At 73.8% G+C, this 24,178-nt stretch carries 19 protein-coding genes and 1 riboswitch; of the genes, 9 read left to right on the top strand and 10 right to left on the bottom strand.

Features of this window, described 5'->3' with window-relative positions; all coding sequences use genetic code 11:
* The first annotated feature begins 200 nt into the window (after positions 1 to 200).
* From gdhA to ACZ55U_RS33725, 3 genes are all read left to right on the top strand, one after another.
* The gene (gene gdhA, locus ACZ55U_RS33735; protein ID WP_465532413.1) at positions 201 to 1,592 is read left to right on the top strand and encodes an NADP-specific glutamate dehydrogenase; all 1,392 of its coding nucleotides are present in this window, start codon (positions 201 to 203) and stop codon (positions 1,590 to 1,592) included.
* A gap of 239 nt (positions 1,593 to 1,831) precedes the next feature.
* Positions 1,832 to 2,773, top strand: coding sequence for an AraC family transcriptional regulator (locus tag ACZ55U_RS33730; RefSeq protein ID WP_465532411.1), 942 nt, complete (start codon positions 1,832 to 1,834; stop codon positions 2,771 to 2,773).
* A gap of 205 nt (positions 2,774 to 2,978) precedes the next feature.
* Positions 2,979 to 3,743 (top strand): VOC family protein, encoded by a 765-nt coding sequence (locus tag ACZ55U_RS33725; RefSeq protein WP_465532409.1) that lies wholly within the window; start codon positions 2,979 to 2,981, stop codon positions 3,741 to 3,743.
* Here the strand turns inward: ACZ55U_RS33725 and lnt are convergent.
* The 3 genes from lnt to ACZ55U_RS33710 all read right to left on the bottom strand — a co-directional run bounded on the left by lnt (position 3,719) and on the right by ACZ55U_RS33710 (position 9,335).
* Positions 3,719 to 5,359 carry an apolipoprotein N-acyltransferase gene (gene lnt / locus ACZ55U_RS33720; protein ID WP_465532407.1) on the bottom strand — a complete coding sequence of 547 codons (1,641 nt, stop codon included), beginning with the start codon at positions 5,357 to 5,359 and terminating at the stop codon, positions 3,719 to 3,721. The genes ACZ55U_RS33725 and lnt overlap by 25 nt on opposite strands.
* Before the next feature lie 179 nt (positions 5,360 to 5,538).
* Positions 5,539 to 9,150, bottom strand: coding sequence for a cobaltochelatase subunit CobN (cobN, locus tag ACZ55U_RS33715; protein WP_465532405.1), 3,612 nt, complete (start codon positions 9,148 to 9,150; stop codon positions 5,539 to 5,541).
* The gene (locus ACZ55U_RS33710) at positions 9,147 to 9,335 is read right to left on the bottom strand and encodes a hypothetical protein (RefSeq protein ID WP_465532403.1); all 189 of its coding nucleotides are present in this window, start codon (positions 9,333 to 9,335) and stop codon (positions 9,147 to 9,149) included. The genes cobN and ACZ55U_RS33710 overlap by 4 nt, the downstream gene beginning before the upstream one ends.
* A gap of 47 nt (positions 9,336 to 9,382) precedes the next feature.
* Positions 9,383 to 9,468, bottom strand: a riboswitch (cobalamin riboswitch).
* 168 nt (positions 9,469 to 9,636) lie between these two features.
* On the opposite strand from ACZ55U_RS33710, the gene ACZ55U_RS33705 reads away from it, so the two are divergent.
* From ACZ55U_RS33705 to ACZ55U_RS33695, 3 genes are read left to right on the top strand one after another with little or no spacing between them, the layout of a single operon-like run.
* On the top strand, positions 9,637 to 10,938 hold the full coding sequence (locus tag ACZ55U_RS33705; RefSeq protein WP_465532401.1) for a hypothetical protein: 1,302 nt from the start codon (positions 9,637 to 9,639) through the stop codon (positions 10,936 to 10,938).
* Positions 10,935 to 11,561, top strand: coding sequence for a precorrin-8X methylmutase (locus ACZ55U_RS33700; RefSeq protein ID WP_387756688.1), 627 nt, complete (start codon positions 10,935 to 10,937; stop codon positions 11,559 to 11,561). Before ACZ55U_RS33705 ends, ACZ55U_RS33700 begins: the two co-directional genes overlap by 4 nt.
* Complete coding sequence (locus ACZ55U_RS33695) at positions 11,558 to 13,075, top strand: precorrin-2 C(20)-methyltransferase (protein WP_465532399.1); 1,518 nt, start codon at positions 11,558 to 11,560, stop codon at positions 13,073 to 13,075. The genes ACZ55U_RS33700 and ACZ55U_RS33695 overlap by 4 nt, the downstream gene beginning before the upstream one ends.
* A gap of 156 nt (positions 13,076 to 13,231) precedes the next feature.
* Here the strand turns inward: ACZ55U_RS33695 and ACZ55U_RS33690 are convergent, their stop codons facing one another.
* On the bottom strand, positions 13,232 to 14,971 hold the full coding sequence (locus ACZ55U_RS33690; protein WP_465532397.1) for a TIGR03767 family metallophosphoesterase: 1,740 nt from the start codon (positions 14,969 to 14,971) through the stop codon (positions 13,232 to 13,234).
* A 311-nt stretch (positions 14,972 to 15,282) separates the two neighbouring features.
* Between ACZ55U_RS33690 and ACZ55U_RS33685 the strand changes: the two genes are divergently transcribed.
* Positions 15,283 to 16,554, top strand: a complete 1,272-nt coding sequence (locus ACZ55U_RS33685) for a cobalt-precorrin-5B (C(1))-methyltransferase (RefSeq protein ID WP_465532395.1) — start codon at positions 15,283 to 15,285, stop codon at positions 16,552 to 16,554.
* 187 nt (positions 16,555 to 16,741) lie between these two features.
* On the top strand, positions 16,742 to 18,271 hold the full coding sequence (locus ACZ55U_RS33680; protein WP_465532393.1) for a UDP-N-acetylglucosamine 1-carboxyvinyltransferase: 1,530 nt from the start codon (positions 16,742 to 16,744) through the stop codon (positions 18,269 to 18,271).
* A 72-nt stretch (positions 18,272 to 18,343) separates the two neighbouring features.
* Here ACZ55U_RS33680 and ACZ55U_RS33675 read toward each other — a convergent pair whose 3' ends face one another.
* The 6 genes from ACZ55U_RS33675 to ACZ55U_RS33650 form a co-directional block, all read right to left on the bottom strand.
* A complete protein-coding gene (locus ACZ55U_RS33675) occupies positions 18,344 to 18,802 on the bottom strand; it encodes a protein-tyrosine phosphatase family protein (protein WP_465532391.1) in 459 nt (152 codons plus the stop codon).
* Positions 18,803 to 18,849: 47 nt separating this feature from the next.
* A complete protein-coding gene (locus tag ACZ55U_RS33670; protein ID WP_465532389.1) occupies positions 18,850 to 19,353 on the bottom strand; it encodes a DinB family protein in 504 nt (167 codons plus the stop codon).
* Positions 19,354 to 19,467: 114 nt separating this feature from the next.
* Positions 19,468 to 20,208: a cobalt-precorrin-6A reductase gene (locus ACZ55U_RS33665; protein WP_465532421.1), complete on the bottom strand. Its 741-nt coding sequence runs from the start codon at positions 20,206 to 20,208 to the stop codon at positions 19,468 to 19,470.
* The gene (cobM, locus tag ACZ55U_RS33660; RefSeq protein WP_465532387.1) at positions 20,205 to 20,966 is read right to left on the bottom strand and encodes a precorrin-4 C(11)-methyltransferase; all 762 of its coding nucleotides are present in this window, start codon (positions 20,964 to 20,966) and stop codon (positions 20,205 to 20,207) included. The genes ACZ55U_RS33665 and cobM overlap by 4 nt, the downstream gene beginning before the upstream one ends.
* Positions 20,963 to 22,213 (bottom strand): precorrin-6y C5,15-methyltransferase (decarboxylating) subunit CbiE, encoded by a 1,251-nt coding sequence (gene cbiE, locus ACZ55U_RS33655; protein ID WP_465532385.1) that lies wholly within the window; start codon positions 22,211 to 22,213, stop codon positions 20,963 to 20,965. Before cbiE ends, cobM begins: the two co-directional genes overlap by 4 nt.
* A gap of 269 nt (positions 22,214 to 22,482) precedes the next feature.
* A complete protein-coding gene (locus ACZ55U_RS33650; protein WP_465532383.1) occupies positions 22,483 to 22,908 on the bottom strand; it encodes a gamma-glutamylcyclotransferase family protein in 426 nt (141 codons plus the stop codon).
* 132 nt (positions 22,909 to 23,040) lie between these two features.
* On the opposite strand from ACZ55U_RS33650, the gene ACZ55U_RS33645 reads away from it, so the two are divergent.
* Positions 23,041 to 24,093 carry an EamA family transporter gene (locus ACZ55U_RS33645; RefSeq protein ID WP_465532381.1) on the top strand — a complete coding sequence of 351 codons (1,053 nt, stop codon included), beginning with the start codon at positions 23,041 to 23,043 and terminating at the stop codon, positions 24,091 to 24,093.
* Positions 24,094 to 24,178: the final 85 nt, after the last annotated feature.

The following is a 24,178-nucleotide window of genomic DNA, read 5'->3' as shown; positions in this document are numbered from 1 at the left end:
GGACGCTCCAACCGGGTTCGCCCAGGTAGGCGCACAACACCTCATCAGCCCCAGATGTCCTGCCGGGCCTTCCAGCATGTGGATGCCGAGGAACTCGCGGTGTGGACACTGCGAGACTTCCACCGTTCCCTTGGACACGTCCCCCCGGTCCACGGGGACTCTGCGCAACCAACCGACGACCACGGAAGGGTCCTGACCAGATGCCGACGACCCCCGCCATCCCCGGTTCCTCCCCCGCCGCCTTCGAAGCCGAGCAGCGCGCGATAGCGGCGCTCTACGCGGACGTCGTCCGCCGCAACCAGGGCGAGGACGAGTTCCACCAAGCCGTCCACGAGGTCCTGGAGACCCTGGCCCCGGTGCTCGCCCACCGCCCGGAACTCCTCGACGCCCGGATCATCGAGCGGATCTGCGAGCCCGAGCGGCAGCTCATGTTCCGGGTGCCGTGGACGGACGACTCCGGTGACATCCACGTCAACCGCGGCTTCCGGGTGGAGTTCAGCAGCGCCCTCGGCCCGTACAAAGGCGGACTGCGCTTCCACCCCTCGGTGAACCTCGGGATCGTCAAGTTCCTCGGTTTCGAGCAGATCTTCAAGAACGCCCTCACCGGTCTGCCCATCGGTGGTGGCAAGGGCGGCTCCGACTTCGACCCCAAGGGCCGCTCGGACGCCGAGATCATGCGGTTCTGCCAGTCCTTCATGACCGAGCTGTACCGCCACCTCGGCGAGTACACGGACGTTCCGGCCGGGGACATCGGCGTCGGCGGCCGGGAGATCGGCTACCTGTTCGGCCAGTACAAGCGGATCACCAACCGGTACGAGAGCGGCGTGCTCACCGGCAAGGGCCTCGGCTGGGGCGGCGCGCAGGTCCGCACCGAGGCCACCGGCTACGGCTGCGTCATGTTCACCGCCGAGATGCTGCGCAGCCGCGGCGACGGCCTGGACGGGCGCCGGGTGGTCGTCTCCGGCTCCGGCAACGTCGCGGTCTACGCGATCGAGAAGGCGCAGCAGCTCGGTGCGACGGTGCTGACCGCCTCGGACTCCTCCGGCTACGTGGTGGACGAGAAGGGCATCGACCTCGACCTGCTCAAGGAGGTCAAGGAGGTGCGGCGCGGCCGGATCTCCGAGTACGCCCGGCTGCGCGGCAGCCACGTCCGGTTCGTCGAGGGCCCGGGTGTGTGGAGCGTGCCCTGTGACGTCGCGCTGCCCTGTGCCACCCAGAACGAGCTCGCCGAGGCCGACGCCCTGGCCCTGGTGCGCAACGGGGTGCTGGCCGTCGCCGAGGGCGCCAACATGCCCACCACCCCGGACGCGGTGCGGGTGCTCCAGGAGGCCGGGGTGGCCTTCGGTCCGGGCAAGGCGGCGAACGCCGGCGGGGTCGCGACCAGTGCGCTGGAGATGCAGCAGAACGCCTCGCGCGACTCCTGGACCTTCGAGTACACCGAGGAGCGGCTGGCCGGGATCATGAAGCACATCCACGACTCCTGCCACACCACCGCCGAGCGGTACGGCCAGCTGGGCAACTACGTGGTCGGCGCGAACATCGCCGGCTTCGAGCTGGTCGCGGACGCGATGCTGGCCCAGGGGCTGATCTGAGCCACGGCTGAAGCCGGGGGCGGACGACGGGTGACAATCGACAGATGACAGCTGACAGATAACAGATAACGGATTTCGAAATCTGTCAGCTGTCATCTGTTCGCCCACCCCGTTTTCGTCCGGCACGGCACCGTCCGCCGCCCGACCACGGGTACCCGACCGGAGCGGGCACCGATGGTCGGGTACGGCAGGGTGGGTCCTTCCTACGGTGGAGTGCGACAAGGGAAGGGCGGGGCGGCGTGCTGGAGCACCTGAACCGGGCGATGGACCGGATCGAACGCGACCTGGACGGCGAGGTCGACGTGGCCGAGCTGGCGCGGATCGCGATGACGTCGGAGTACCACTTCCGGCGGCTGTTCTCGATGCTCGCCGGGATGCCGCTGTCGGAGTACGTCCGACGCCGCAGGCTGACCGTCGCCGGGGCCGAAGTCCTGGGCGGCGAGCGGACGTTGCTCGACGTCGCGGTCCGGTACGGGTACTCCTCGGGCGAGGCGTTCGCCCGGGCGTTCCGGGCCATGCACGGCGTCGGGCCGGGTGAGGCCCGGCGCGACGGCGCGGTGCTCGTCTCGCAGCCCCGGATGTCCTTCCGGCTCGTCGTGGAGGGGAGCAGCAGCATGGAGTACCGGATCGTCGAGAGGCCGGACTTCAGGATCGTGGGCAGGAAGGCCCGGGTCACCCTGATCTACCGGGGGATCAACCCGGGGATCGCCGAGTTCGTCAAGGGGCTCGGCAAGGAGGCGGTCGAGCGGATCGCGGCGCTGTCCGGCGAGGACCCGGACGGGATCGTGTCGGTGAGCGACGGCTTCTCGCCGAACCGCGAGGAGGGGTCCGAACTCGACTACTGGCACGCGGTGGTGGCGCGCGAGGGCGCCGACGTCCCGGCGGACCTCGACGTGCTCCGGGTCCCGGCCGGCACCTGGGCGGTGTTCACCAACGTGGGGCCGTTCCCCCAGGCCCTGCAGGAGATGTGGGGGGACGTGGCCGCCCAGTGGTTCCCGTCCAACCCCTACGAGGCGCGGCCGGGTCCGGAGATCCTCCGGACGCGCTCGGTCCCGGGGACCGCCGACGCCGAGGCGGAGCTGTGGATACCGGTGGCCCGGGCCGTGCGCGGCGGAGGAGCGACGGCTGACGGGCGGCCGGCGATGGCAGATGACGGGTCACGAGTAACGGATGACAAGTGACAGCTGACAGATAACAGATAACAGATAACGGATTTCGAAATCTGTCAGCTGTCATCCGTTCGCCACCCCCGTTCGGCCCAACACCGCCCGCCACCCGCCGCCCGCGCGCCGCATGCTGGGCCGGGAGGTGTGCGGGGGCCGAGGCGCCGAGAACCCGGGAGTCCCGAGCAACGGGAGTCCCGAGCAAGCTGCGAGGACAGACGTCATGAAGCAGACCTCCGTGACCACCAACGCCCCCTGCTGGACCGAGCTGGGCACCTCCGACCCGGCCGCCGCCCGGTCCTTCTACACCGAACTGTTCGGCTGGCGGGCGGACGACACGGCCCGCCCGGGGGACGGCGGATATACCCAGATGCTGGTCCGGGACGCCCCGGCCGCCGCCATCACCCCGCGCTACGCCCCGCAGCAGCCGATCGCCTGGACGGTCGGCCTCGCGGTCGCCGACGCCGACGCGACCGCCACGAGGATCAGGGAAGCCGGCGGCCGGATCCTGAAGGACCCCACCGACGTGTCCGACTTCGGCCGCTTCTCGGTGGCCGCCGACCGCTCCGGCGCGGTGTTCATCCTCTGGCAGGGCCGCGCCTTCAAGGGGGCCGGGGTGTTCAACGAGCCCGGCTCGCTCGGCTGGGTGGAACTGCTCACCCGTGACCCGGACGGCGCACTCGCCTTCTACCCGGCGGTCTTCGGCTGGTCCGTCACCCCGTCCGAGCACTACCCCCAGTGGGGCCTGGACGGCCAGGACTTCGGCGGCATGCTGACGATGGACGACCGCTTCCCGTCCCAGGTGCCGCCGCACTGGCTGCCGTACTTCGCGGTCGCCGACGTCGACGACACCGTCAGCCGGGCGGCGGCGCTCGGCGGCGACGTGCTGATGCCCGCCACCGGTCTGCCGGGCGGCCGGCGGATCGCCGTGCTGCGCGACCCCCAGGGAGCGGCGTTCGGCGTCTACACGGCCGGCGCCGAGGGCTGACCGGCACCCCGGAGGACGCGCGAGCGGCGCCACCGGGCCGAGGCCAGCCCGGCCGCCGCCCCCGCGCTGACCACCAGCGCCCCCTGCGGCACCACGTCACCGATCCGGTCGTACCAGGTCAGCGCCCCCGGCGCGGTGAGCGGCAGCCGGACGGTCAGCGCGCCGGTGCCGTCGGTGCCGAGCCGGGCGAGCTCCCGCCCCTGGGCGTCGAAGGCCGCCGAGACTCCGGTCAGCGAGGCCTGCACGGCGGGCCGGCCGGTCTCGGCGGCCCGGATCGCTGCCAGCGACACGTGCTGCTCGGGCGCCCAGGTGCGCTGGAAGGTCGAGGTCGACGACTGGTAGACCAGCACCCGGGCCCCGTCCGTCGCGGCGGTGCGGGCCATGTCGGGGAAGGCCGACTCGAAGCAGATCAGCGCCCCGACCGGCAGCGGCGAGCCCGTCCGGTCGGTGGCGGGCAGGACGTGGAAGGACGAGCCGGGAGCCCGGTTCTCGCCCGCCGCGCGGCTGACCCCGGCGATCCAGCCGAGCACCGGCCGCAGGGGGATGTACTCGCCGAACGGCACCAGCCGGATCTTGCGGTAGCGGTCCACCACCCCGGCGGGGGAGAGCAGCACCGCGTCCTTGGAGATCCGCCCGTCCGCCTTGCGCGCGTCCTCCCCGGCGACGACCTCGGCGCCGGTGGTCGCGGCGAGCCGGCGCAGCGCCTCCAGCGCCGCCGGGTCGCGGTCCAGGTCGGCGGTGGTGCTGCTCTCGCCCCAGACGACGAGGTCCACCGGCCGCCCGACCAGGTCGGCGGTGATCCGCTCGCTCGCCTCGAACCGGCCCTGCGGGTCCTCCACGGCACCTGGCTGGACCAGCGCCACCGTGACGGTCCCGTCCCCGGCTGGCGCCGCACGCAGCGCGAACAGCAGCGGACCGGAGGCCAGCACCATTGCGGCGGCCCCGGCCGCGACGGCCCGTGGCCGCCGGTGCGCGGACGTCAGCGCGATCAGCACCCCGGTGTTCACCGCCGCCACCGCCGCGCTGACCAGCCAGATCCCGCCGGCTGAGGCCAGCCCGAGGACGGCCGGGTGCTGCCACTGGGTGGCGCCGAGCAGCGCCCACGGCCCGCCGAGCGCGGGCCAGGACCGGGCGTACTCGGTGGTCACCCAGACCGCCGGCACGAGCAGCAGCGCGAGCAGTGCCCGACGGACGGTCGGTTCGGGGTGCAGCAACCGGTGCACGGTGTACCCGACGGCGCTCTGGAGCGCCCCGAACAGCACCGCGAGCACCGGCAGCCCCGGCCCGACGGACGGGACCAGCCAGTACATGGCGGTCAGGATGAAACCCGCGCCGAACCACCAGCCGCGCACCGCCGCCTCCCGCCCCGAGGGCGCCCGCCGCATCAGCAGCAGTCCGGGGACGAGCGCGACCCACGCCAGCCAGGCCTGTCCGGGCACGGGGAAGGCGAGCACCGGCACCGCCCCGGCCGCCAGTGCCCCGACCCGCGCGCGGTACGGGTGCGGCGCGCGCGGCTGCCCTTCCCGGACGGCGGGCGTGTCCGGGGCGGGACCGGTGGGCGTGTCCGGGGCCGGGCTGGTGGTGGCGGGGCCGGTGGGGGCGGGGCGGCGCGACATGACCCGTATTGTCCGCTTCGGGAGCGTGCACCACCAGTGTCCGGATCGACCGGATGCGGCGCCCACCGCCCGGCTTTCGCCTCCCGTCCCGCGTTCCTAACCCGCCGTCGGCTTCCGCGCCGGTGCCCATCGCCCCGCTTTCGCGCCCCGCCCCCTAACGGGCTCGGCCTTCTACGGGCTCAGCCCTCGCCACCCTCCAGGTCCCCCTCGGTCTCCAGGAACGCGGCCTGCAACTGCTCGATCAGCTGCGGGTCCGGCTGCTCCCACAGCCCGCGGCTCGCCGCCTCCAGCAGCCGCTCGCTGATCCCGTGCAGCGCCCACGGGTTGGCGCCCGCGAGGAACTCCCGGTTGACCGGGTCGAGGACGTACTCCTGGGTCAGCTTCTCGTACATCCAGTCCGCGACGACACCCGTGGTGGCGTCGTAGCCGAACAGGTAGTCGACGGTCGCGGCCATCTCGAAGGCGCCCTTGTAGCCGTGGCGGCGCATCGCCTCGATCCAGCGCGGGTTGACCACCCGGGCGCGGAAGACCCGGGCGGCCTCCTCGGTCAGGGTGCGGGTGCGGACCGTCTCCGGGCGGGTCGAGTCGCCGATGTAGGCGGTCGGCGCCTTGCCGGTGAGGGCGCGCACGGTGGCCACCATGCCGCCGTGGTACTGGAAGTAGTCGTCCGAGTCGGCGATGTCGTGCTCACGGGTGTCGGTGTTCTTCGCGGCGACGGTGATCCGCTTGTAGGCGGTCTCCATCTCCTCGCGGGCCGGGCGGCCGTCCAGCCCGCGGCCGTACGCGTAGCCGCCCCAGACCGTGTACACCTCGGCCAGGTCGGCGTCGGTGCGCCAGTCCCGGCTGTCGATCAGCTGGAGCAGGCCGGCCCCGTACGTGCCCGGGCGGGAGCCGAAGACGCGGACGGTGGCCTTGCGCTCGTCGCCGTGCACCGCGAGGTCGGCCCGTACGTGGGCCCGGACGAAGTTGTCCCCGTCGGCTTCCTCCTGGGCGGCGGCCAGGCGCACCGCGTCGTCCAGCAGGGCGACCACGTGCGGGAAGGCGTCCCGGAAGAAGCCGGAGATGCGCAGCGTGACGTCGATCCGGGGGCGGCCCAGCTCGTCGAGCGGGATCGGCTCCAGGCCGGTGACCCGGCGCGAGGCGTCGTCCCAGACCGGCCGGACGCCGAGCAGGGCGAAGGCCTCGGCGATGTCGTCGCCGGCGGTGCGCATCGCGCTGGTGCCCCAGAGCGAGAGCCCGACCGAGGGCGGGTAGGCGCCGTCGTTGTCGGCCCGGTAGCGCTCCACCAGCGAGGCGGCGAGCGCCTGGCCGGTCTCCCAGGCGAGCTTGCTGGGGACGGCCTTCGGGTCGACGGAGTAGAAGTTGCGGCCGGTCGGCAGCACGTTGACCAGCCCGCGCAGCGGCGAGCCGGACGGACCGGCCGGCACGAAGCCGCCCTGGAGCGCGTGCAGCACGGCGTCCAGTTCGTCGGTGGTGGCGGCCAGCCGCGGCACCACCTGGGTGGCGGCGAAGGCCAGCACCTCGCCGACGGCCTCCGGGAAGCCCGCGGCGACCTTCTCGACCGCCTCGGGCGCCCAGTCCGCGGCCTCCATGGCCTCGACCAGGGCGCGGGCCTCGGCCTCGGCCGCGTCGGTGGCGCCCAGGGTGAGCGCCGCCTCGTCCAGGCCGAGCGCCTCGCGCAGGCCGGGCAGCGCGCTGACGCCGCCCCAGATCTGCCGGGCGCGCAGGATGGCGAGCACGATGTTGACCCGGTCGGTGCCGACCGGGGCCTGGCCGAGGACGTGCAGGCCGTCGCGGATCTGGGCGTCCTTGACCTCGCAGAGCCAGCCGTCGACGTGCAGCAGGAAGTCGTCGAAGCCGTCGTCCTCGGGGCGTTCCTCCAGCCCGAGGTCGTGGTCGAGCTTGGCGGCCTGGATCAGGGTCCAGATCTGGGCGCGGATCGCGGGCAGCTTGGCCGGGTCCATCGCGGCGATGTTGGAGTGCTCGTCCAGCAGCTGCTCCAGGCGCGCGATGTCGCCGTAGGAGTCGGCCCGGGCCATCGGGGGCACGAGGTGGTCGACGAGGGTGGCGTGGGCGCGGCGCTTGGCCTGGGTGCCCTCGCCGGGGTCGTTGACCAGGAAGGGGTAGACCAGCGGCAGGTCGCCGAGGACGGCGTCCGGGCCGCACTCGGCGGACAGCGCGGCGGTCTTGCCGGGCAGCCACTCCAGGTTGCCGTGCTTGCCGAGGTGGATCACGGCGTGGGCGCCGAAGCCGCCGTCCTCCCGCGAGGCCTCGATCCAGCGGTACGCGGCCAGGTAGTGGTGGCTCGGCGGCAGGTCGGGGTCGTGGTAGATGGCGACCGGGTTCTCGCCGAAGCCGCGCGGCGGCTGGATGAGCACCAGCAGGTTCCCGGAGCGGATCGCGGCCAGCACGATGTCGCCGTCCGGGTTCTGCGAACGGTCGACGTACAGCTCGCCGGGCGCCGGGCCCCAGTGCTCCTCGACCTGCTCGCGCAGGCCCTGGGGGAGGGTGGCGTACCAGCGGCGGTAGTCGGCGGCGGGGATGCGCACCGGGTTGCGGGCCAGCTGGTCCTCGGTGAGCCAGTCCTGGTCGTAGCCGCCGGCCGCGATCAGGGCGTGGATCAGGGCGTCGCCCTCGTGGCCGCCCTCGCCGTCGTCGAACGCGGGGAGGTCGTTCCCGAGGTCCATCCCCTCCGCGCGCAGCCGCTCCAGCAGCCGCACCGCGCTGGCCGGGGTGTCCAGGCCGACGGCGTTGCCGACCCGGGCGTGCTTGGTCGGGTACGCGGACAGCACCAGGGCGAGCCGGCGCTCGGCGGCAGGGACGTGCCGGAGCCGGGCGTGCTTGACGGCGGTGCCGGCGACGCGGGCGGCGCGCTCCGGGTCGGCGGCGTAGACGGTGAGGCCGTCCTCGTCCAGTTCCTTGAAGGAGAACGGGACGGTGATCAGGCGGCCGTCGAACTCGGGCACCGCGATCTGGGTGGCGGTGTCCAGCGGGGACAGGCCGTCGTCGCTGCCCTCCCACTGGGCGCGCGACCAGGTCAGGCACAGGGCCTGGAGGATCGGGCGGTCGAGGGCGGCCAGCGCGCCCGCGTCCCAGGCCTCCTCGTCGCCGCCGGCCTGGGCGTCGGCCGGGCGGGTGCCGCCGGCGGCGAGCACGGTGGTGACGATCGCGTCGGCCTCGCCGAGGGCGGCCAGCAGCTCGGGCTCGGCGCCGCGCAGCGAGGCGCAGTAGTAGGCCCTGGCCTGGGCGCCCTGGTCCTCGATCGCCCGGCAGAGGGTCTCCACGAAGGCGGTGTTGCCGCTCATGTGATGGGCGCGGTAGTAGAGCACCGCCACCGTCGGGCCCTCGGACGTACGGGCTTCGCGCTCCAGCGGGCCCCAGGCCGGGGCGGAGGCGGGCGGGGCGAAACCGTGGCCGGTCAGCAGCACGGTGTCGGAGAGGAAGGAGCCCAGCTCGGCCAGGTTGGCCGCGCCGCCGTGGGCCAGGTAGGCGTGGGCCTCGGCGGCGATGCCGGCCGGGACGGTGGACAGCTCCATCAGCTGGGCGTCGGGGGCCTGCTCACCCGTCAGCACGACCACCGGGCGGGGGCCGGCCAGCAGCGCGTCCAGGCCCTCCTGCCAGGCTCGGCGCCCGCCGAGCAGCCGGACCACGACGAGTTCGGTGCCCTCCAGCAGGCCGGGCAGGTCCTCGGGGGCGAGCCGGGCGGGGTTGCCGAGCCGGTAGCGCACCGGGCCCTCGGAGGCGCGGGCGCTGAGCAGGTCGGTGTCGGACGTCGACAGCAGCAGGATCATGCGAAGGCCCTCCCGGCCTCGTGGATGGCCAGGGTGGCCGGGGACTGGACCGGGGCGGACGCCGGGGCGGCCGAGGGGTCGACCGGCGGCGCCGGGGTGCCGACCGGGGCGGTCGGAACGGCGGCCCGAGCGGCCGTGACGGCGGCCGGGGACGCGGGCGCGGGCATGCGACAGCGCTGGGACATTTCTGCCTTCCTCGGGGTCCGCGCCCCGGGCCGGTGGAGGACGGCAGGAGTTCCTGGCTCCCGCGGCCGACCGGTCTACCGGTGAACCGCGGTCACAGTGGCGGGACCGCACCGGGTTCGCACCGGTTTCCTCCCCTGCGCCGTCGCTGGCGTGCGGACGGTCCGCGGGGACCGCCCGCCAGCATCGTACGGGTTGCGGCTGAGCTGGGGGAGGGCGAGCTTTCGGAACCTCCGGCACCCGCGCGCGGTGCGGAGCCCGGGTGTGACGCGGTGAACGGAGGCAAGCGATCGGATCATCTGTATGCTCGCCGCCATGCCACCGACACCCGACGCCACCGCGCCGGGCGCCGCAGGACCCGACCGGGAGGTGCCCGACCGGGGGCGTGCGGACGCCTGCCCCGGAGCGCTTCGTCTGCATGCGGCCGACGACGGCTCCCTGGCCCGAATCCGCCTGCCCGGCGGGCTTCTGACGAACAGTCAGGCGCTCGCGCTCGCCGAGGCGGCCGAGGCCCTCGGTGACGGCGAACTGGAGACCACCTCGCGCGGCAACGTCCAGCTGCGCGGCCTGGCCCCGCACTGCGCGTCCGAGCTCGCCGACCGGCTGCGCGCCGTCGGACTGCTGCCCTCGGACACCCACGAGCGGGTCCGCAACATCGTCGCCTCGCCGACGGCCGGGCTGGACACCACCGACGAGGCCGCCGCCGAGGGGGTCGCCTCCGAGGGAGCCGCCGGCCACGCCGATGTGCACTCCTGGGTGCGGGAGTTGGACGCCCGGCTGTGCGCGAGCGACTGGGCGGCCGGGCTCTCCGGCAAGTTCCTGTTCGCGCTGGACGACGGGCGGGGCGACGTCGCCGCGCTCGACGCCGATGTGACATTGATCGCAGGCCCGAACGGCACCCGGCTGCTGCGCCTGGGGCGCGACGAACGCGGACACCCGGTCGCGGCCGGGCAGGAGGTCACGGCCGTGCTGGACGCGGCCCGCTCCTTCCTGACGGCGCTGCGGACGCACGCCCGCAAGGCCTGGCACCTGCGCGAGGTGCCCGATCTGCTGCCGGCCGGCTCCGTGCCGCTGCCCGCCTTCGCCGGCACGGCGCCGGCCGTCGGCGCGCTGCCCGGCGGGCTCTCGGTGGGTCTGCGGTTCGGCCGGGCGGACGCCGGACAGTGGCGGGCACTGGTCGCCGCCTCGGCCGGTGAACTGCGGCTGACGCCCTGGCGCGGCGTGGTGCTGCCCGGCGCACCGGCCGAGCGGCTGCCCGCGCTCGCCGAGGCCGGGTTCCGCACCGAGCCCGGCTCGCCGTGGGAGCGGGCCACCGCCTGCACCGGGCTGCCGGGCTGCGCCAAGTCGCTGGCCGACGTCCGTGCGGACGCGGCCCGGGCGCTGGACGCCGGTGCCGCCGATCCCGTGGGCGCCCGGCTTCCCGTCCACTGGTCGGGCTGTGAACGGCGCTGCGGCCACCCGGCCGGGCGGTGGGTGGACGTGCTCGCCACGGGGCGCGGCTACCGGGTGACGGTGAACGGTGCGGCGGTCGGTGCGACGCCCGCCGACGTGACGAACGAGGAGATGGCCGAGGCGGTAGCCGAGGCCAGGAGGACCACGAAGTGATCGAGTACGAGAAGGACGGCGCGTCCATCTACCGCCAGTCCTTTGCCACCATCCGCGCGGAGGCCGATCTGGCCGCCCTCCCGGCGGACGTCTCCCAGGTCGCGGTGCGGATGATCCACGCCTGCGGGATGGTCGACCTGGTCGAGGACCTGGTGTACTCGCCCGGTGTGGTCGCCTCCGCGCGTGCCGCGCTGCGCGCCGGTGCGCCGATCCTGTGCGACGTCAACATGGTCGCGAGCGGTGTCACCCGCAAGCGGCTGCCCGCCGACAACGAGGTGATCTGCACCCTCACCGACCCGTCGGTGCCCGAACTGGCCCGCGCGATGGGCAACACCCGCAGCGCCGCGGCCATGGAGCTGTGGCTGCCCCGGCTGGAGGGCGCGGTGGTCGCCGTCGGCAACGCGCCGACCTCGCTCTTCCGGCTGCTGGAGATGATCGAGGCGGGCGCGCCGCGACCGGCCGCGGTGATCGGCGTCCCGGTCGGCTTCATCGGTGCCGCGGAGTCCAAGCAGGCCCTGGCCGAGCACCCGTCCGGCCTGGAGCACCTGGTGGTGCGCGGCCGGCGCGGCGGCAGCGCGATCGCCGCAGCCGCCATCAACGCGATTGCGAGCGAGGAAGAGTGACGGCCGATCAGGAATCCACGGGCCGGCTGTACGGGGTCGGGCTCGGCCCGGGCGACCCGTCGCTGGTGACCGTCCGGGCCGCCGAACTCATCAGCAAGGCCGACGTGGTGGCGTACCACAGCGCCCGGCACGGCCGCTCCATCGCGCGCTCCATCGCGGAGCGCTACCTGACGGGCGGCCAGATCGAGGAGAAGCTGGTCTACCCGCTCACCGTCGAGACCACCGACCACCCCGGCGGCTACCGCGGGGCGTTGGACGACTTCTACGAGGAGGCCGCCGCCCGGCTGGCCGCCCACCTGGACGCCGGGCGCGACGTGGTGGTCCTCGCCGAGGGCGATCCGCTCTTCTACGGCTCCTACCAGCACATGCACAAGCGGCTCGCGCACCGCTACCCGACCGAGGTGGTGCCGGGCGTGACCTCGCTCAGCGCGGCGTCCGCCCGGCTGGGCCGCCCGCTGACCGAGGCCGAGGAGACGCTCACCGTCATCCCCGGCACGCTGCCCGAGGAGGAGCTGACGGCGCGGATCGCGGCCGCCGACTCCGCCGTGGTCATGAAGCTGGGGCGCACCTTCCCGACCGTCCGCCGGGCCCTGGAGCGGGCCGGGCGGCTGGCGGACGCCCAGTACGTGGAGCGGGCCTTCATGGCGGGGGAGCGGGTGGCGCCGCTCGCGGAGGTCGACGAGGAGACGGTGCCGTACTTCTCGGTCGCGGTGCTGCCGAGCAAGGTGGCGCCGCTGGAGCCGGAGGTCCGGCTGTCGGACGGCATGGGCAGCGTGACCGTGGTCGGCACCGGGCCGGCCGGGCCGCTGTGGCTGACCGCCGAGGCGCGCGGTGCGCTGTCCGAGGCCACCGACCTGGTCGGCTACACCACCTACCTGGACCGGGTGCCGGAGCGGCCGGGGCAGCAGCGGCACGGTTCGGACAACAAGGTGGAGTCGGAGCGGGCCGAGTTCGCCCTGGACCTCGCCCGGCGCGGGCACCGCGTCGCGGTGGTCTCCTCGGGGGATCCGGGTGTGTTCGCGATGGCCACCGCGGTGCTGGAGGTCGCCTGCGAGGAGGCCTACCGGGACGTCCCGGTGCGGGTGCTCCCGGGGATGACCGCCGCCCACGCGGCGGCCTCCCGGGCCGGTGCGCCGCTCGGGCACGACTACGCGACGATCTCCCTCTCGGACCGGCTCAAGCCCTGGGACGTGGTGGCGAAGCGGCTGCGCGCCGCGGCCGAGGCGGACCTGGTGCTCGCGCTGTACAACCCGGGCTCGAAGTCCCGCACCACCCAGGTCGGACTCGCCCGGGACCTGCTGCTGGAGTACCGCGAGCCGCAGACCCCGGTGGTGATGGCGCGGGACGTCGGCGGTCCGACCGAGCGGGTCCGGATCGTCCGGCTCGGCGAGCTGGACCCGGCGCTGGTCGACATGCGGACCATCCTGCTGATCGGCTCCTCGCAGACCCGGGCCGTCGAGCGCGGCGGCGGCGTGGAGGTCGTCTGGACGCCGCGGCGCTACCCGGAGGGATGACGGGAAGCGGCTGACGAGGAACAGATGACAGCGAACAGACGACAGCGAACAGATGATGAAATCTGTTCGCTGTCATCTGTCATCTGTCATCTGTTAGTTGTCAGCTGTCAGTCGTCATCCGCCGCTCGGCCGTCACCCGCCTTCTCCCTCCGGCCGTCACCGGGTCGGCTTGGTGATCAACAGCTCGGTGTTGTGGTCCCCGCCCGTGCCCAGCAGCGCCGTCGGGCGGCCGTTCGGGTCGTTGTACGACAGCTCCCGGTAGAGCGCCGCGAGGTTGGCGTCCGAGGTGCTGCCGAAGTCCGTCCCGTACGGCGCGGAGGACTCGATCAGCGTGGTGAACAGCGAGAGCGTGCCGTCCCCGTTGTCCGCGATCTCGATGATCCGCCCGTGCTGCGGGTAGTCGATGTGCGAGGCGGTGTTGATCTCCCAGAACGCCCGCTCCGGCACCGCGTGGCCGTGTGGCGTGATCTTGTTCATGTGGGTGTGCCCGTTCACCCAGGCGACCACGTTCGGGTAGCGCTGGAGCAGCGCCACCAGCTCGTTGCCGTCGTGCCGCCCCTCGAAGATGTTGCGAGGGTCCGGCAGCAGGTTGCCCATCGTCCCGCTGGTGTGGTGGCTGAAGACGAGGATCAGCTCGTCCGTGCTCCCGCCGGTCACCTTGCGCCCGTCGGCGTCGTACCAGTGCCCGCTGTGCGCCTGCAACTGCTGCTCCAGCCAGCGCAGTTGCGCGGTGCCCAGCGAACCGTCGGCGAACCCGGCCTGGTTGGTGGTGTCCAGGCTGATGCCGACCACCTTCTCCGAGATGCGGAAGGTGTAGTAGAGCTTGCCGCTGTTCGCCATGTCCGAGGTGAAGCCGTGCCCGTACGGGCCGGCGCCGGTGACCGCCGGGTTCAGGTGGGCCTTGGCGAACTCCTTGAGCGTGAACGGCCGGCGGCGCTCGTCCGGGGTGACCTTGCGCACCAGGTCGCCGGTGGCGATCAGCTTCGCCAGCAGCAGCACGGCGCCCGCCGGGTCGCGGCGCAGCGAGTCCATCAGCTGGGCGGCGGTCGCGTCGTCGCAGCCCTCCAGCTTGTACTGGCCGGCGTACAGGTCGTTCAGCAGGCCGAGGTCCGGCAGGGAGCCCTCGATGCTGTCGTCGTGGTTGCCGACCGTCGTGTACCAGGGCGTGCGCAGGCCCGGCGCGTCGAAGGGGCGGCCGGCGGCGGACAGGAGCCCGGGTATCTGCGGGAAGCCCTTCGCCTTGTAGCCGTCGTTGTAGGCGAGTTCGGGGTTCCAGTAGGTGGCGCTGCCGGAGTTCTGCACACCCTCGTAGCGGCTCGGGTCACCGGTGTTCTGGGCCAGCCGACCGCCGCCCATGACCTTGAGGTACCAGTCGAGTTCGGCGAGCTCGTGGTTGTCGGTGTTGTCACCCGTGGCCATCACCATGCTGAACGGCATGCCGGTGTAGGGGCCGCCGGCCAGCGAGTTGACCCGCTCGACGAGGGCCGAGACGCCGCGCGCGTTCAGTGCCTCCTGCGGCCGGTACGCGCTGCCGTTGAACTTGGCCAGGTACTCGAAGCGCACCGGGGACTCGGTGTCCACCAGGTGCAGGTCGCTGAACTGGACGAAGCTGGCCAGGCCGGTCCGGCGGTCGTCCCGTCCGGCGCTGCCCGCCGCCAGGTCGCCGCGCACCACCAGCGGCCAGCCCGGTCCGGCCGCCAGGCGCTTGTAGCCGCCGCTGCCGACGGGCGTGGCCACCTGCTCCAGCGTGGTCCCGGCGACCGTGACCGCCCGTGCGGCGGTCGTCGCCAGCGCCTGGTCGCGCGCCGCTGCCGAGGCGAACCGCGCGCCGCCCAGCGACAAGGCCGACCAGGCGGCGGCCACCGACGTGCCCGTGAGGAACGTACGCCGACTCATCCCTGCCACAAAAACCCCCACATACTGATGGCCCGGCGGGGGCAGTCGACCCCCGGCCGGGCCCACGTGTGTCATGAACCCGCTTCTGGCGGACCGCCAGATTACTCACTGGTAGGCACGGTGGGCGAGGCCCGTGCGGCGAACTCTTCGGGAACGCGGGCCACCGTTCCTCCGCAGCCCGTCCACCGGCCCTGACGGGCCCACCCCGGTCGCTCCCCGCCCGGCCGCCTGGGGGAGGATCGACGACGGCGGCCGGCGTGGTCGCCCGAGTGGAGCAGGACGGCGCGGGTGCCGTCGGAAACGGGGCACAGGTGACCGCAGCGGAAGCCGGGGCGGAAGCCGGAACCGGGGCCGGAGCGGGAGGCCGGGCGGGCCAGTTGAAGAGCAGCGGCCTGCGGCCCGGCTGGACCACGGGGGCCTGCGCCACCGCCGCCACCAAGGCCGCCTACACCGCGCTGCTCACCGGCGAGTTCCCCGACCCGGTGGTCATCACCCTGCCCAAGGGGCAGCAGCCCGCCTTCACCCTCGCCGCCGAGGAGCTGACCGCCCACGCGCTGACCGTCGAGGACCTGACCGCCGGGGACCTGACCGCCGGGGAGGAACCGACCGGCGCGGAGGACCGGATCGGCGCGGAGGACCGGATCGGGGCCGGCGGCCGCGGAGGAACCACCGCCATGGCGGCGGTGGTCAAGGACGCGGGCGACGACCCCGACGTCACCCACGGCGCCCTGATCCGCTCGACCGTGCGGTCCGGCGAACCCGGCACCGGGGTGGTGTTCCGGGCCGGCCCCGGGGTGGGAACGGTCACCAAGGCCGGCCTGCCGCTGCCCGTCGGAGAGCCCGCGATCAACCCGATGCCCCGGCAGATGATCCGGGACGCCGTCGCCGAGGTGGCCGCCGCGCACGGTGGCAGCGGGGACGTGGTGGTCGAGATCTCGGTCGACCACGGCGAGGAGATCGCCCGTTCCACCTGGAACCCCCGGCTCGGCATCCTCGGCGGCCTGTCCATCCTCGGCACGACCGGGGTCGTCGTCCCCTACTCCTGCTCGGCCTGGATCGACTCGATCCGCCGCGGCGTGGACGTGGCCCGGGCGGCGGGCCGCACCCACGTGGCCGGTTGCACCGGTTCGACCTCGGAGAAGGTGGCGGTCGCGGAGCACGCACTGCCGGAGGACGCGCTGCTGGACATGGGCGACTTCGCCGGCGCCGTGCTCAAGTACCTCAAGCGCCACCCGGTGCCCCGGCTGACCATCGCGGGCGGTTTCGCCAAGCTGTCCAAACTCGCGGCCGGCCACCTGGACCTGCACTCGGCGCGTTCCCAGGTGGACAAGGGGTACCTGGCCGAACTGGCCCGCCGCGGCGGGGCGGACGAGGCGCTGGCAGGGGCGGTCGCCGGAGCCAACACCGCGTTGGAGGCGGTGCAGTTGTGCCGGGCGGCCGGCGTGCCGCTCGGGGACCTGGTCGCCGAGGCGGCCCGGGCCACGGCGCTCGGGGTGCTGCGGGGCTCGCCGGTCGCGGTGGACGTCATCTGCATCGACCGGGCGGGCACCGTCGTCGGCCGGGCGGAGCCGCTGGGGGCGTGACGGCGGGCCGGGCTCCGCGCGGGCGGCGGTTCGGGCCGTGACAATGTCACGAGTGTCACGGGCGCGTGACAACATCGCCTGGTGATGTGAAGAACTGACGGCCATACGGGGTGAGAAACGGACAAATGGAGCACCGGGGCGGGCCCTCGGTGCGCCGTCATCTCAACCATGAGATATCGTCTGGCGAGTGACAGGCGACTACCTCACCCGTATCGGCACCCTCATCCGTACCGCGCGCCAGCACCGCGGCTGGTCCCAGGCGCAGCTCGGAGAGGCCCTCGGAACCAGCCAGAGCGCGGTCAACCGCATCGAACAGGGCAAGCAGAACGTCAGCCTTGAGATGATCGCCCGCATCGGCGAAGCCCTCGACAGCGAGATCGTCTCCCTCGGATACTCCGGCCCGATGCACCTGCGCGTCGCCGGCGGCACCCGGCTCTCCGGCGCGATCGACGTCCGCAGCAGCAAGAACGCCTGTGTGGCGATCCTCTGCGCCTCGCTGCTGACCACCGGCCGCACCACGATCCGCAGCGTCGCCCGGATCGAGGAGGTCTACCGCATCCTTGAGGTGCTCACCAGCATCGGCGTCAAGAGCCGCTGGATCAACGAGGGCCGCGACCTCGAACTCACCCCGCCCGCCGAGCTGGACCTCGCGGCGATGGATGTCGAGGCGGCCCGCCGCACCCGCAGCGTGCTGATGTTCCTCGGCCCGCTGATGCACCGCGCCGAGCGTTTCGCCATCCCGTACGCGGGCGGCTGCGACCTCGGCACCCGTACCGTGCAGCCGCACCTGACGGCGCTGCGCCGCTTCGGGCTGGAGGTCGCCACCACCGGCGGCGCCTACCACGCCTCGGTCGAGCCCGGTGCCCCGCTGGACCGCCCGATCGTGCTGACCGAGCGCGGGGACACCGTCACCGAGAACGCCCTGCTGGCCGCCGCGCGGCACGACGGCGTCAGTGTCATCCGCAACGCCTCGCCCAACTACATGGTCCAGGACCTCTGCTTCTTCCTGGAGGAGCTGGGCGTCAGGATCGAGGGTATCGGCACCACCACCCTCACCGTGCACGGCGTCCCGGAGATCACCTGCGACGTCGACTACACCCCGGCCGAGGACCCGGTGGAGGCGATGAGCCTGCTGGCCGCCGCCGTCGTCACCTCCTCCGAACTGACCATCCGGCGGGTGCCGATCGAGTTCCTGGAGATCGAGCTCGCCGTGCTGGAGGGCATGGGCCTCGACTACGACCGCACCCCGGAGTACCCGGCGCACAACGGCCACACCCGGCTGGTCGACCTCACCGTGCGGCCCTCCAAGCTGACCGCGCCGATCGACACCATCCACCCGATGCCGTTCCCCGGCATCAACATCGACAACGTGCCGTTCTTCGCCGCCATCGCCGCGGCCGCGCACGGCACCACGATGATCCACGACTGGGTGTACGACAACCGCGCGATCTACCTGACCGAGCTGACCCGGCTCGGCGCCGACGTCAAGCTCCTCGACCCGCACCGCGTGCTGGTCCAGGGCCCCACCCGCTGGCGCGCCGCCGAGATGATGTGCCCGCCGGCCCTGCGCCCCGCCGTGGTCATCCTGCTCGCCATGCTCGCCGCCCAGGGCACCTCCGTCCTGCGCAACGTCTACGTCATCAACCGCGGTTACGAGGACCTCGCCGAGCGCCTGAACTCCATCGGCGCCCAGATCGAGACCTTCCGCGACATCTGACACATCGTCACTCGGCTGGCCGGCCTCACCCTTCGAGGCCGGCCAGCAGCGCGGAGACCGCCAACCCGGTGTTCAGGTAGTCCCGAACACCGGGTTGTTCAGCGCCCACGGCGACCGCCGCTCCCTGACCAGCCGAACCGCCTCGCCGGGCCCGTGCCCGAGGTCGACCAGCGCCTGCGCCACCACCAGGCCCGAGCGGTTGTAGCCCGAGTGGCAGCGCACCAGCGTCGGCCGGCCCCGGCCGACGGCTGCCGCGGTGAGCTCGGCCGCCTCCTGGACGGCGAACAGCTGACCGGGCGAGAGCGGGCCGTCGGGCACCTCCCGGACGACGTGCTCCACCCCCGGCGCCGGGCCGTGCCCGGGAATCCCGACGAGGCTCACCACCAGATCGAACTCGCGCCGGACGACCGCGAGTTCCAGCCCGCCGCCGGGCGGCCTGTAGTAGTGACCGCCCATCCAGAGCCCCGGGACGATCTCGTTCCAGGGCTCCGGCGGCCCGGGGGTGTCGCGTTCCTTCTGGCGGGTCCGCACGTCCTGTCGACTCCTTCTGCGCGCTGTCCGCACCGGCCCTGCCCGGGCTACTCGCCGGTGGTGCCGTCGAGGTGCTCGCGCAGGAGGTCGGCGTGCCCGTTGTGGCGGGCGTACTCCTCGATCATGTGGGTCAGGATCCAGCGGAGCGAGAAGACCTCGTCGCCGTAGTGGCCCAGGACGTCCAACGACTCGGCGGCGGCGACGAGTTCCCTGGCGTGGTCGCACTCCCGGCGCCAGATGGCGAAGGCCTCGTCCGGGTCGGCGGTCTCGACGTCGAACTCGGAGACGGAGCCGTCGGGGCGGCCCCAGAAGCCGCGTACGTCCTCCTGGTTGAGGACGTTGCGGAACCAGCTGCGCTCCACCTCGGCGCTGTGGCGGACCAGGCCGAGCAGGGTGAGTCCGGAGGGTGCCAGCACCGGGGTCCGGAGCTGCTCGGCCGTGAGGCCCTCGCACTTCATCGCCAGGGTGGCGCGCTGGTAGTCCAGGAAGCCCGCCAGCGTGGTGCGTTCGTCGGCGGTGCGGGAGGTTTGGGGGCGCTGGTCATCGGTCATCGGGCCATCCTGCCGGAACGCTCGCGGGCCTGCCCGCGAATATCCCGGTCGTGCGTGGGAGGCGCGGCGAAGAGCGGCCGCCAGCACCGCTGGGCACCGGGACCACCGGGCCCGTTACCGCAGTTGCCCCAGCCAGTGCAGCGCGCCCGGGACGTCCGGGACGACCGGAACGTCCTCCGGGAGCGGCGGCCGCTCCACGATGACGACGGGCAGGCGCAGCCCGCGGGCGGCGGTCAGCTTGGCGGCGGTCGCGGAGCCGCCGCTGTCCTTGGTGACCAGCATGTCGATGCCGTGCTCGCGCAGCAGCGCCTCCTCGCCCTCGACCGTGAACGGGCCACGGTCCAACAGGACTTCGCAGGAGGGCGGCAGCGGAGGCTCGGGCGGATCCACCGAGCGGGCGAGGAAGTGGACCCCGTCGAGGTGGGCGAAGGCGGCGACGCCCTGCCGGCCGATGGTGAGGAAGACCCGCTCCCCGCGCCGGGGCAGCAGTTCGGCCGCGGCGGCGAGCGAGGGGACGGGGAGCCAACGGTCCCCGTCGACCCGGGTGAAGCCGGGGCGGCGCAGCACCAGCAGGGGGACGCCGGTGGCGGCGGCCGCGAGGGCGGCGTTCCGCGAGATGCCCGCGGCGAACGGGTGGGTGGCGTCCACCACCGCGTCCACCCGCTCGGCGCGGAGCCACTCGGCCAGGCCCTCCGGTCCGCCGAAGCCGCCGATCCGCACCTCCCCGGCGGGCAGCCGGGGCCGGGCGACGCGGCCGGCCAGCGAGCTGGTCACCCGGTGTGCGGTGGGGGCGAGTTCGGCGGCCAGGGCCCGCCCCTCGGTGGTCCCGCCGAGGATCAGGACGTGCCGCATCAGGCGCCGCAGGGCTCGTGCGGACGCTCGCGGTCCGCCGAGTAGAGGTGGCTGTCGCGGAACTGCTCGGCGGCCAGCGTGCGGCCGACGATGATGACGGCGGTGCGGACCACGCCCGCCGCCTTGACCTGCCCCGCGATGTCGCCGACGGTGCCGCGCAGCACCAGCTCGTCGGGGCGGCTGGCCATCGCGACGACGGCGGCCGGGCAGTCGGCGCCGTAGTGCGGGAGCAACTGCTCGACCACGTCGTCCACGTAGCCGGCGGCCAGGTGCAGCACCAGCAGGGCGCCGCTGCGGCCCAGGGTGGCGAGGTCCTCGCCCTCGGGCATCGGGGTGGCGCGCTTGGCGATCCGGGTGAGGATGACGGTCTGGCCGACGGTCGGGACGGTCAACTCCCGCTTCAGTGCGGCCGCCGCGGCGGCGAAGGCCGGCACACCGGGGACCACCTCGTACGGCACACCGGCCGCGTCCAGGCGGCGCATCTGCTCGGCGACGGCGGAGAAGACGGACGGGTCGCCGGAGTGCAGCCGGGCCACGTCCTGGCCGGCCTCGTGCGCGGCGACCAGCTCGGCGGTGATCTGGTCCAGGTTGAGCTGCGCGGTGTCGACCAGCCGGGCACCGGGCGGGCACTCGTCCAGCAGCTCGCGCGGGACCAGGCTGCCCGCGTACAGGCAGACCTCGGCGCGGGCCAGGATGCGCTGGCCGCGCAGGGTGATCAGGTCGGCGGCACCCGGGCCGGCTCCGATGAAGTGGACGGTCACGAGACGTTCTCCTGAGGGGTGTCGTGCGGGGTACCGGCCTTGACGGCGGACCACTGGGTGACGGGCATGGCCTGGCGCCACCCGGTGAAGCCGCCCACCGGGACGGCGTGGGCGACGGCGAGTCTGACGAGCTCACCGCCGTGGCGCCGGTACCACTCGGCGAGCAGTGCCTCGGACTCCAGCGTCACGGTGTTGGCGACGATCCGGCCGCCCGGGCGCAGCGCGTCCCAGCAACTGTCCAGCAGACCCGGTGCGGTGAGCCCGCCGCCGATGAACACGGCGTCCGGGGTGGGGAGTTCGGCGAGGGCGGCGGGGGCGGGGCCGGTCACCACGCGGAGCCGGGGCACGCCGAGCGCGGCGGCGTTGCGGGCGATCCGCTCGGCCCGCACCGGGTCGCGCTCGATGCTGACGGCCTGGCAGTCGCGGTGGGCGCGCAGCCACTCGACGGCGATCGAGCCGGAGCCGCCGCCGACGTCCCAGAGCAGTTCGCCGGGGGAGGGAGCGAGGGTCGCGAGGGTCGCGGCGCGTACGTGGCGCTTGGTGAGCTGGCCATCGCTCTCGTACGAGGCGTCGGGCAGGCCGGGGACGAGGGAGCTGCGGGGGCCGTCGCCGAGTTCGACGGCGATGACGTTCAGCGGGTCGCCCGGCGGGTGCGGCCAGCCGTCGGCGGGGCCGTCCAGGTGGCGTTCGGCGGGGGCACCGAGCTGTTCGAGCACCCGCAGGCGGGCGGTGCCGTAGCCGCGGGCGGTGAGCAACGCGGCGACGGCGGCGGGGGTGGCGGCGTCGGCGCTGAGCACCAGCAGGCGGCGGCCCGGGTGGAGCGCGAGGGAGAGGGCGTCCAGCGGGCGGCCGACCAGGCTGACCACCTCGGTGGTCTCCAGCGACCAGCCGAGCCGGGCGCAGGAGTAGGAGACGGAGGAGGGGTGCGGCAGCACGCGCAGGCGCTCGGGGCCGACGGTCTCGGCGAGGGTGCGGCCGATGCCGAAGAACATCGGGTCGCCGCTGGCCAGGACGGCGACGCGGCGGTCGGCGTGGGCGGCGAGCAGCCCGGGGACGGCAGGGCGCAGCGGGGACGGCCAGGGGACCGGTTCGGCGGTGACCTCGTCGCGGGGGAGCAGGTCCAGTTGGCGGGGGCCGCCGATGACGACCTCGGCGGCGCGCAGCGCGGCCCGGGAGGTGTCGGCGAGTCCGGGCCAGCCGTCGGCCCCGATCCCGACGACGGTGATCGGGGGTGGCAGCTCGGGCACCGGGTGGCTCCTCGTCGTTCGATCCTGCGGACCAGTGATCCAGCGAAGCTGCTGGCCGGGGCAGCCTACCTGGCGGTACGTGGGCGGGGTGGTGCCGGATCTCGCGGGGTGACAAATGACAGTCGACAACTTTCAGATAACAGATAACAGATTTCAACTTCTGTTTGCTGTCATCCGTTCGCTGTTGGCCGTCCGTCGCCGCCCGTCCGTCGCCGCTGCCCCGCCGCCACCGCTGCCCCCACTTCCCTCCCCCTCTCACCTCTCCGCCGTCACCTCTCCGCCCAGTCCCCCGACTCGATCAGCGCCGGCCGCTCCCGCAGCCGGGCCTCGGCGGCAGGCCCGGCGAAGTAGACCCACGCCTCCCGCAGCTCGCCCGTCGCCGTCCGCACCGCCGCCCGTCGTCGCACGTACAGCCCGGTCCCGTCCTCCCGGCAGTCCTCCAGCCGGTCCAGGGCTTCCAGTGCTCCGGCGTACGCGCCCGGGCGTACGGTGGCCAGCTCGCCGGTGATCCGGCGCCCGGGCGTGGCGTCCGGCAGGGCGTAGGGGAAGCCGGGGCCGTCGTGCAGCGCGGCTCCCTCCAGCACCGCCGGCCTGATGTCGGCGCAGCGCCCGGCCAGGTGGGCGGCGTGATTGTGGCCACCACGGCGGAGCGTGCCGTACACGAAGAACGGCAGGGGCGCCTCGGATGCGGACACGGGTTCGACCTCCTCGTAGGGAAGCGCCCACGGTACGTCCTGCGGTCCGGTCACCGATACGGACTGGCGCACCGGGCCGTTCATACGCTGTCATGTCGAATGTTCGGCCAGCACCGTCCAAGGGGGACACGCATGACATCATCCGCTTCGTCGCGACCGGCCAGGGCCGACGCCCGGGCCCGGGCCCAGTCCACCCCCGCCTCACCCACGCTCGCCGACGCCCGCCCGGCCCCTCGCCTCGGCGGCGCGGTCTGGCTGGCCCTCCTGGTGGTCTACGTCGTCTGGGGCTCGACCTACCTGGCGATCCGGATCGCCGTCGAGACGATGCCCTCCTTCCTCTCCGCCGCCGCCCGCTTCCTCACCGCCGGTCTGCTGCTGACCGGCTACCTCCTGGTGCGCCAGGGACCGGCCGGTCTGAAGATGACCGGACGGCAGCTGGCCTCCGCCGCCCTGGTCGGCGTGCTGCTGCTGACCGGCGGCAACGGCCTGGTGGTCCTGGGCGAGACCTCCGTCCCCTCCGGCCTGGCCGCCCTGCTGGTGGCCGCGGTCCCGCTCTGGATGGTGGTGCTGACGGCCTTCGGCGGAGGCGAGCGCCCGAAGCCCGCCGAACTCGCCGGGGTGCTGCTCGGGCTGGTCGGTCTCGGCGTCCTGTCGGCCCCCGCGATCAGCGGGTCCGTCAAACCGGTCGGCGTGGTCCTGATCCTCGTGGCCACCCTGCTCTGGGCCGCCGGCTCCTTCGCGAGCAAGAAGATCCCGATGCCGGGCAACGTGCTCGCCGCGAGCGCCGTCCAGATGCTGACCGGCGGCCTCTGCGACCTGCTCATCGGACTGGTCCGCGGCGAGCAGCACGGGCTGGACCTCGGGACGATCTCCGGCCGGTCCTGGCTGGCCCTCGCCTACCTGGTGCTGTTCGGCTCGCTGCTCGCCTTCACCGCGTACGCCTGGCTGCTGCGCGCCGCCCCGCTGACCCTGGTGGGCACCTACGCGTACGTGAACCCGGTGGTCGCGGTGCTGCTGGGCTGGCTGATCCTGTCCGAGCCGCTGACCGGCCCGACCGTCGCGGGCGGCGCGATCGTGGTGGCGGGCGTGTGCCTGGTGGTGAGCGTCAGCCGGCGCCCGGGGCGCTCGCCGAGCACGCCGAGCCAGGCACACGCGGGCTCGCCGCAGCCATCCGCCCGCGGCTGAGCGGACCCGACGGCCGCCCCCTCGCGAACCGCGAGCGCGGGGACGGCCATCGGCACCATCGCACCATCGGACCCACCGGACGCGT

It is taken from the genome of Kitasatospora sp. NPDC034533 (assembly GCF_055575155.1).
This window is presented reverse-complemented; position numbering and strand designations above follow the sequence as displayed.

Excerpts from the sequence above, each read along its gene's own strand:
- gdhA (WP_465532413.1), top strand. The coding sequence starts at position 201 with ATGCCGACGACCCCCGCCATCCCCGGTTCCTCCCCCGCCGCCTTCGAA.
- ACZ55U_RS33725 (WP_465532409.1), top strand. The coding sequence starts at position 2,979 with ATGAAGCAGACCTCCGTGACCACCAACGCCCCCTGCTGGACCGAGCTG.
- lnt (WP_465532407.1), bottom strand. The coding sequence starts at position 5,359 with ATGTCGCGCCGCCCCGCCCCCACCGGCCCCGCCACCACCAGCCCGGCC.
- cobN (WP_465532405.1), bottom strand. The coding sequence starts at position 9,150 with ATGATCCTGCTGCTGTCGACGTCCGACACCGACCTGCTCAGCGCCCGC.
- ACZ55U_RS33710 (WP_465532403.1), bottom strand. The coding sequence starts at position 9,335 with ATGTCCCAGCGCTGTCGCATGCCCGCGCCCGCGTCCCCGGCCGCCGTC.
- ACZ55U_RS33705 (WP_465532401.1), top strand. The coding sequence starts at position 9,637 with ATGCTCGCCGCCATGCCACCGACACCCGACGCCACCGCGCCGGGCGCC.
- ACZ55U_RS33690 (WP_465532397.1), bottom strand. The coding sequence starts at position 14,971 with ATGAGTCGGCGTACGTTCCTCACGGGCACGTCGGTGGCCGCCGCCTGG.
- ACZ55U_RS33670 (WP_465532389.1), bottom strand. The coding sequence starts at position 19,353 with ATGACCGATGACCAGCGCCCCCAAACCTCCCGCACCGCCGACGAACGC.
- ACZ55U_RS33645 (WP_465532381.1), top strand. The coding sequence starts at position 23,041 with ATGACATCATCCGCTTCGTCGCGACCGGCCAGGGCCGACGCCCGGGCC.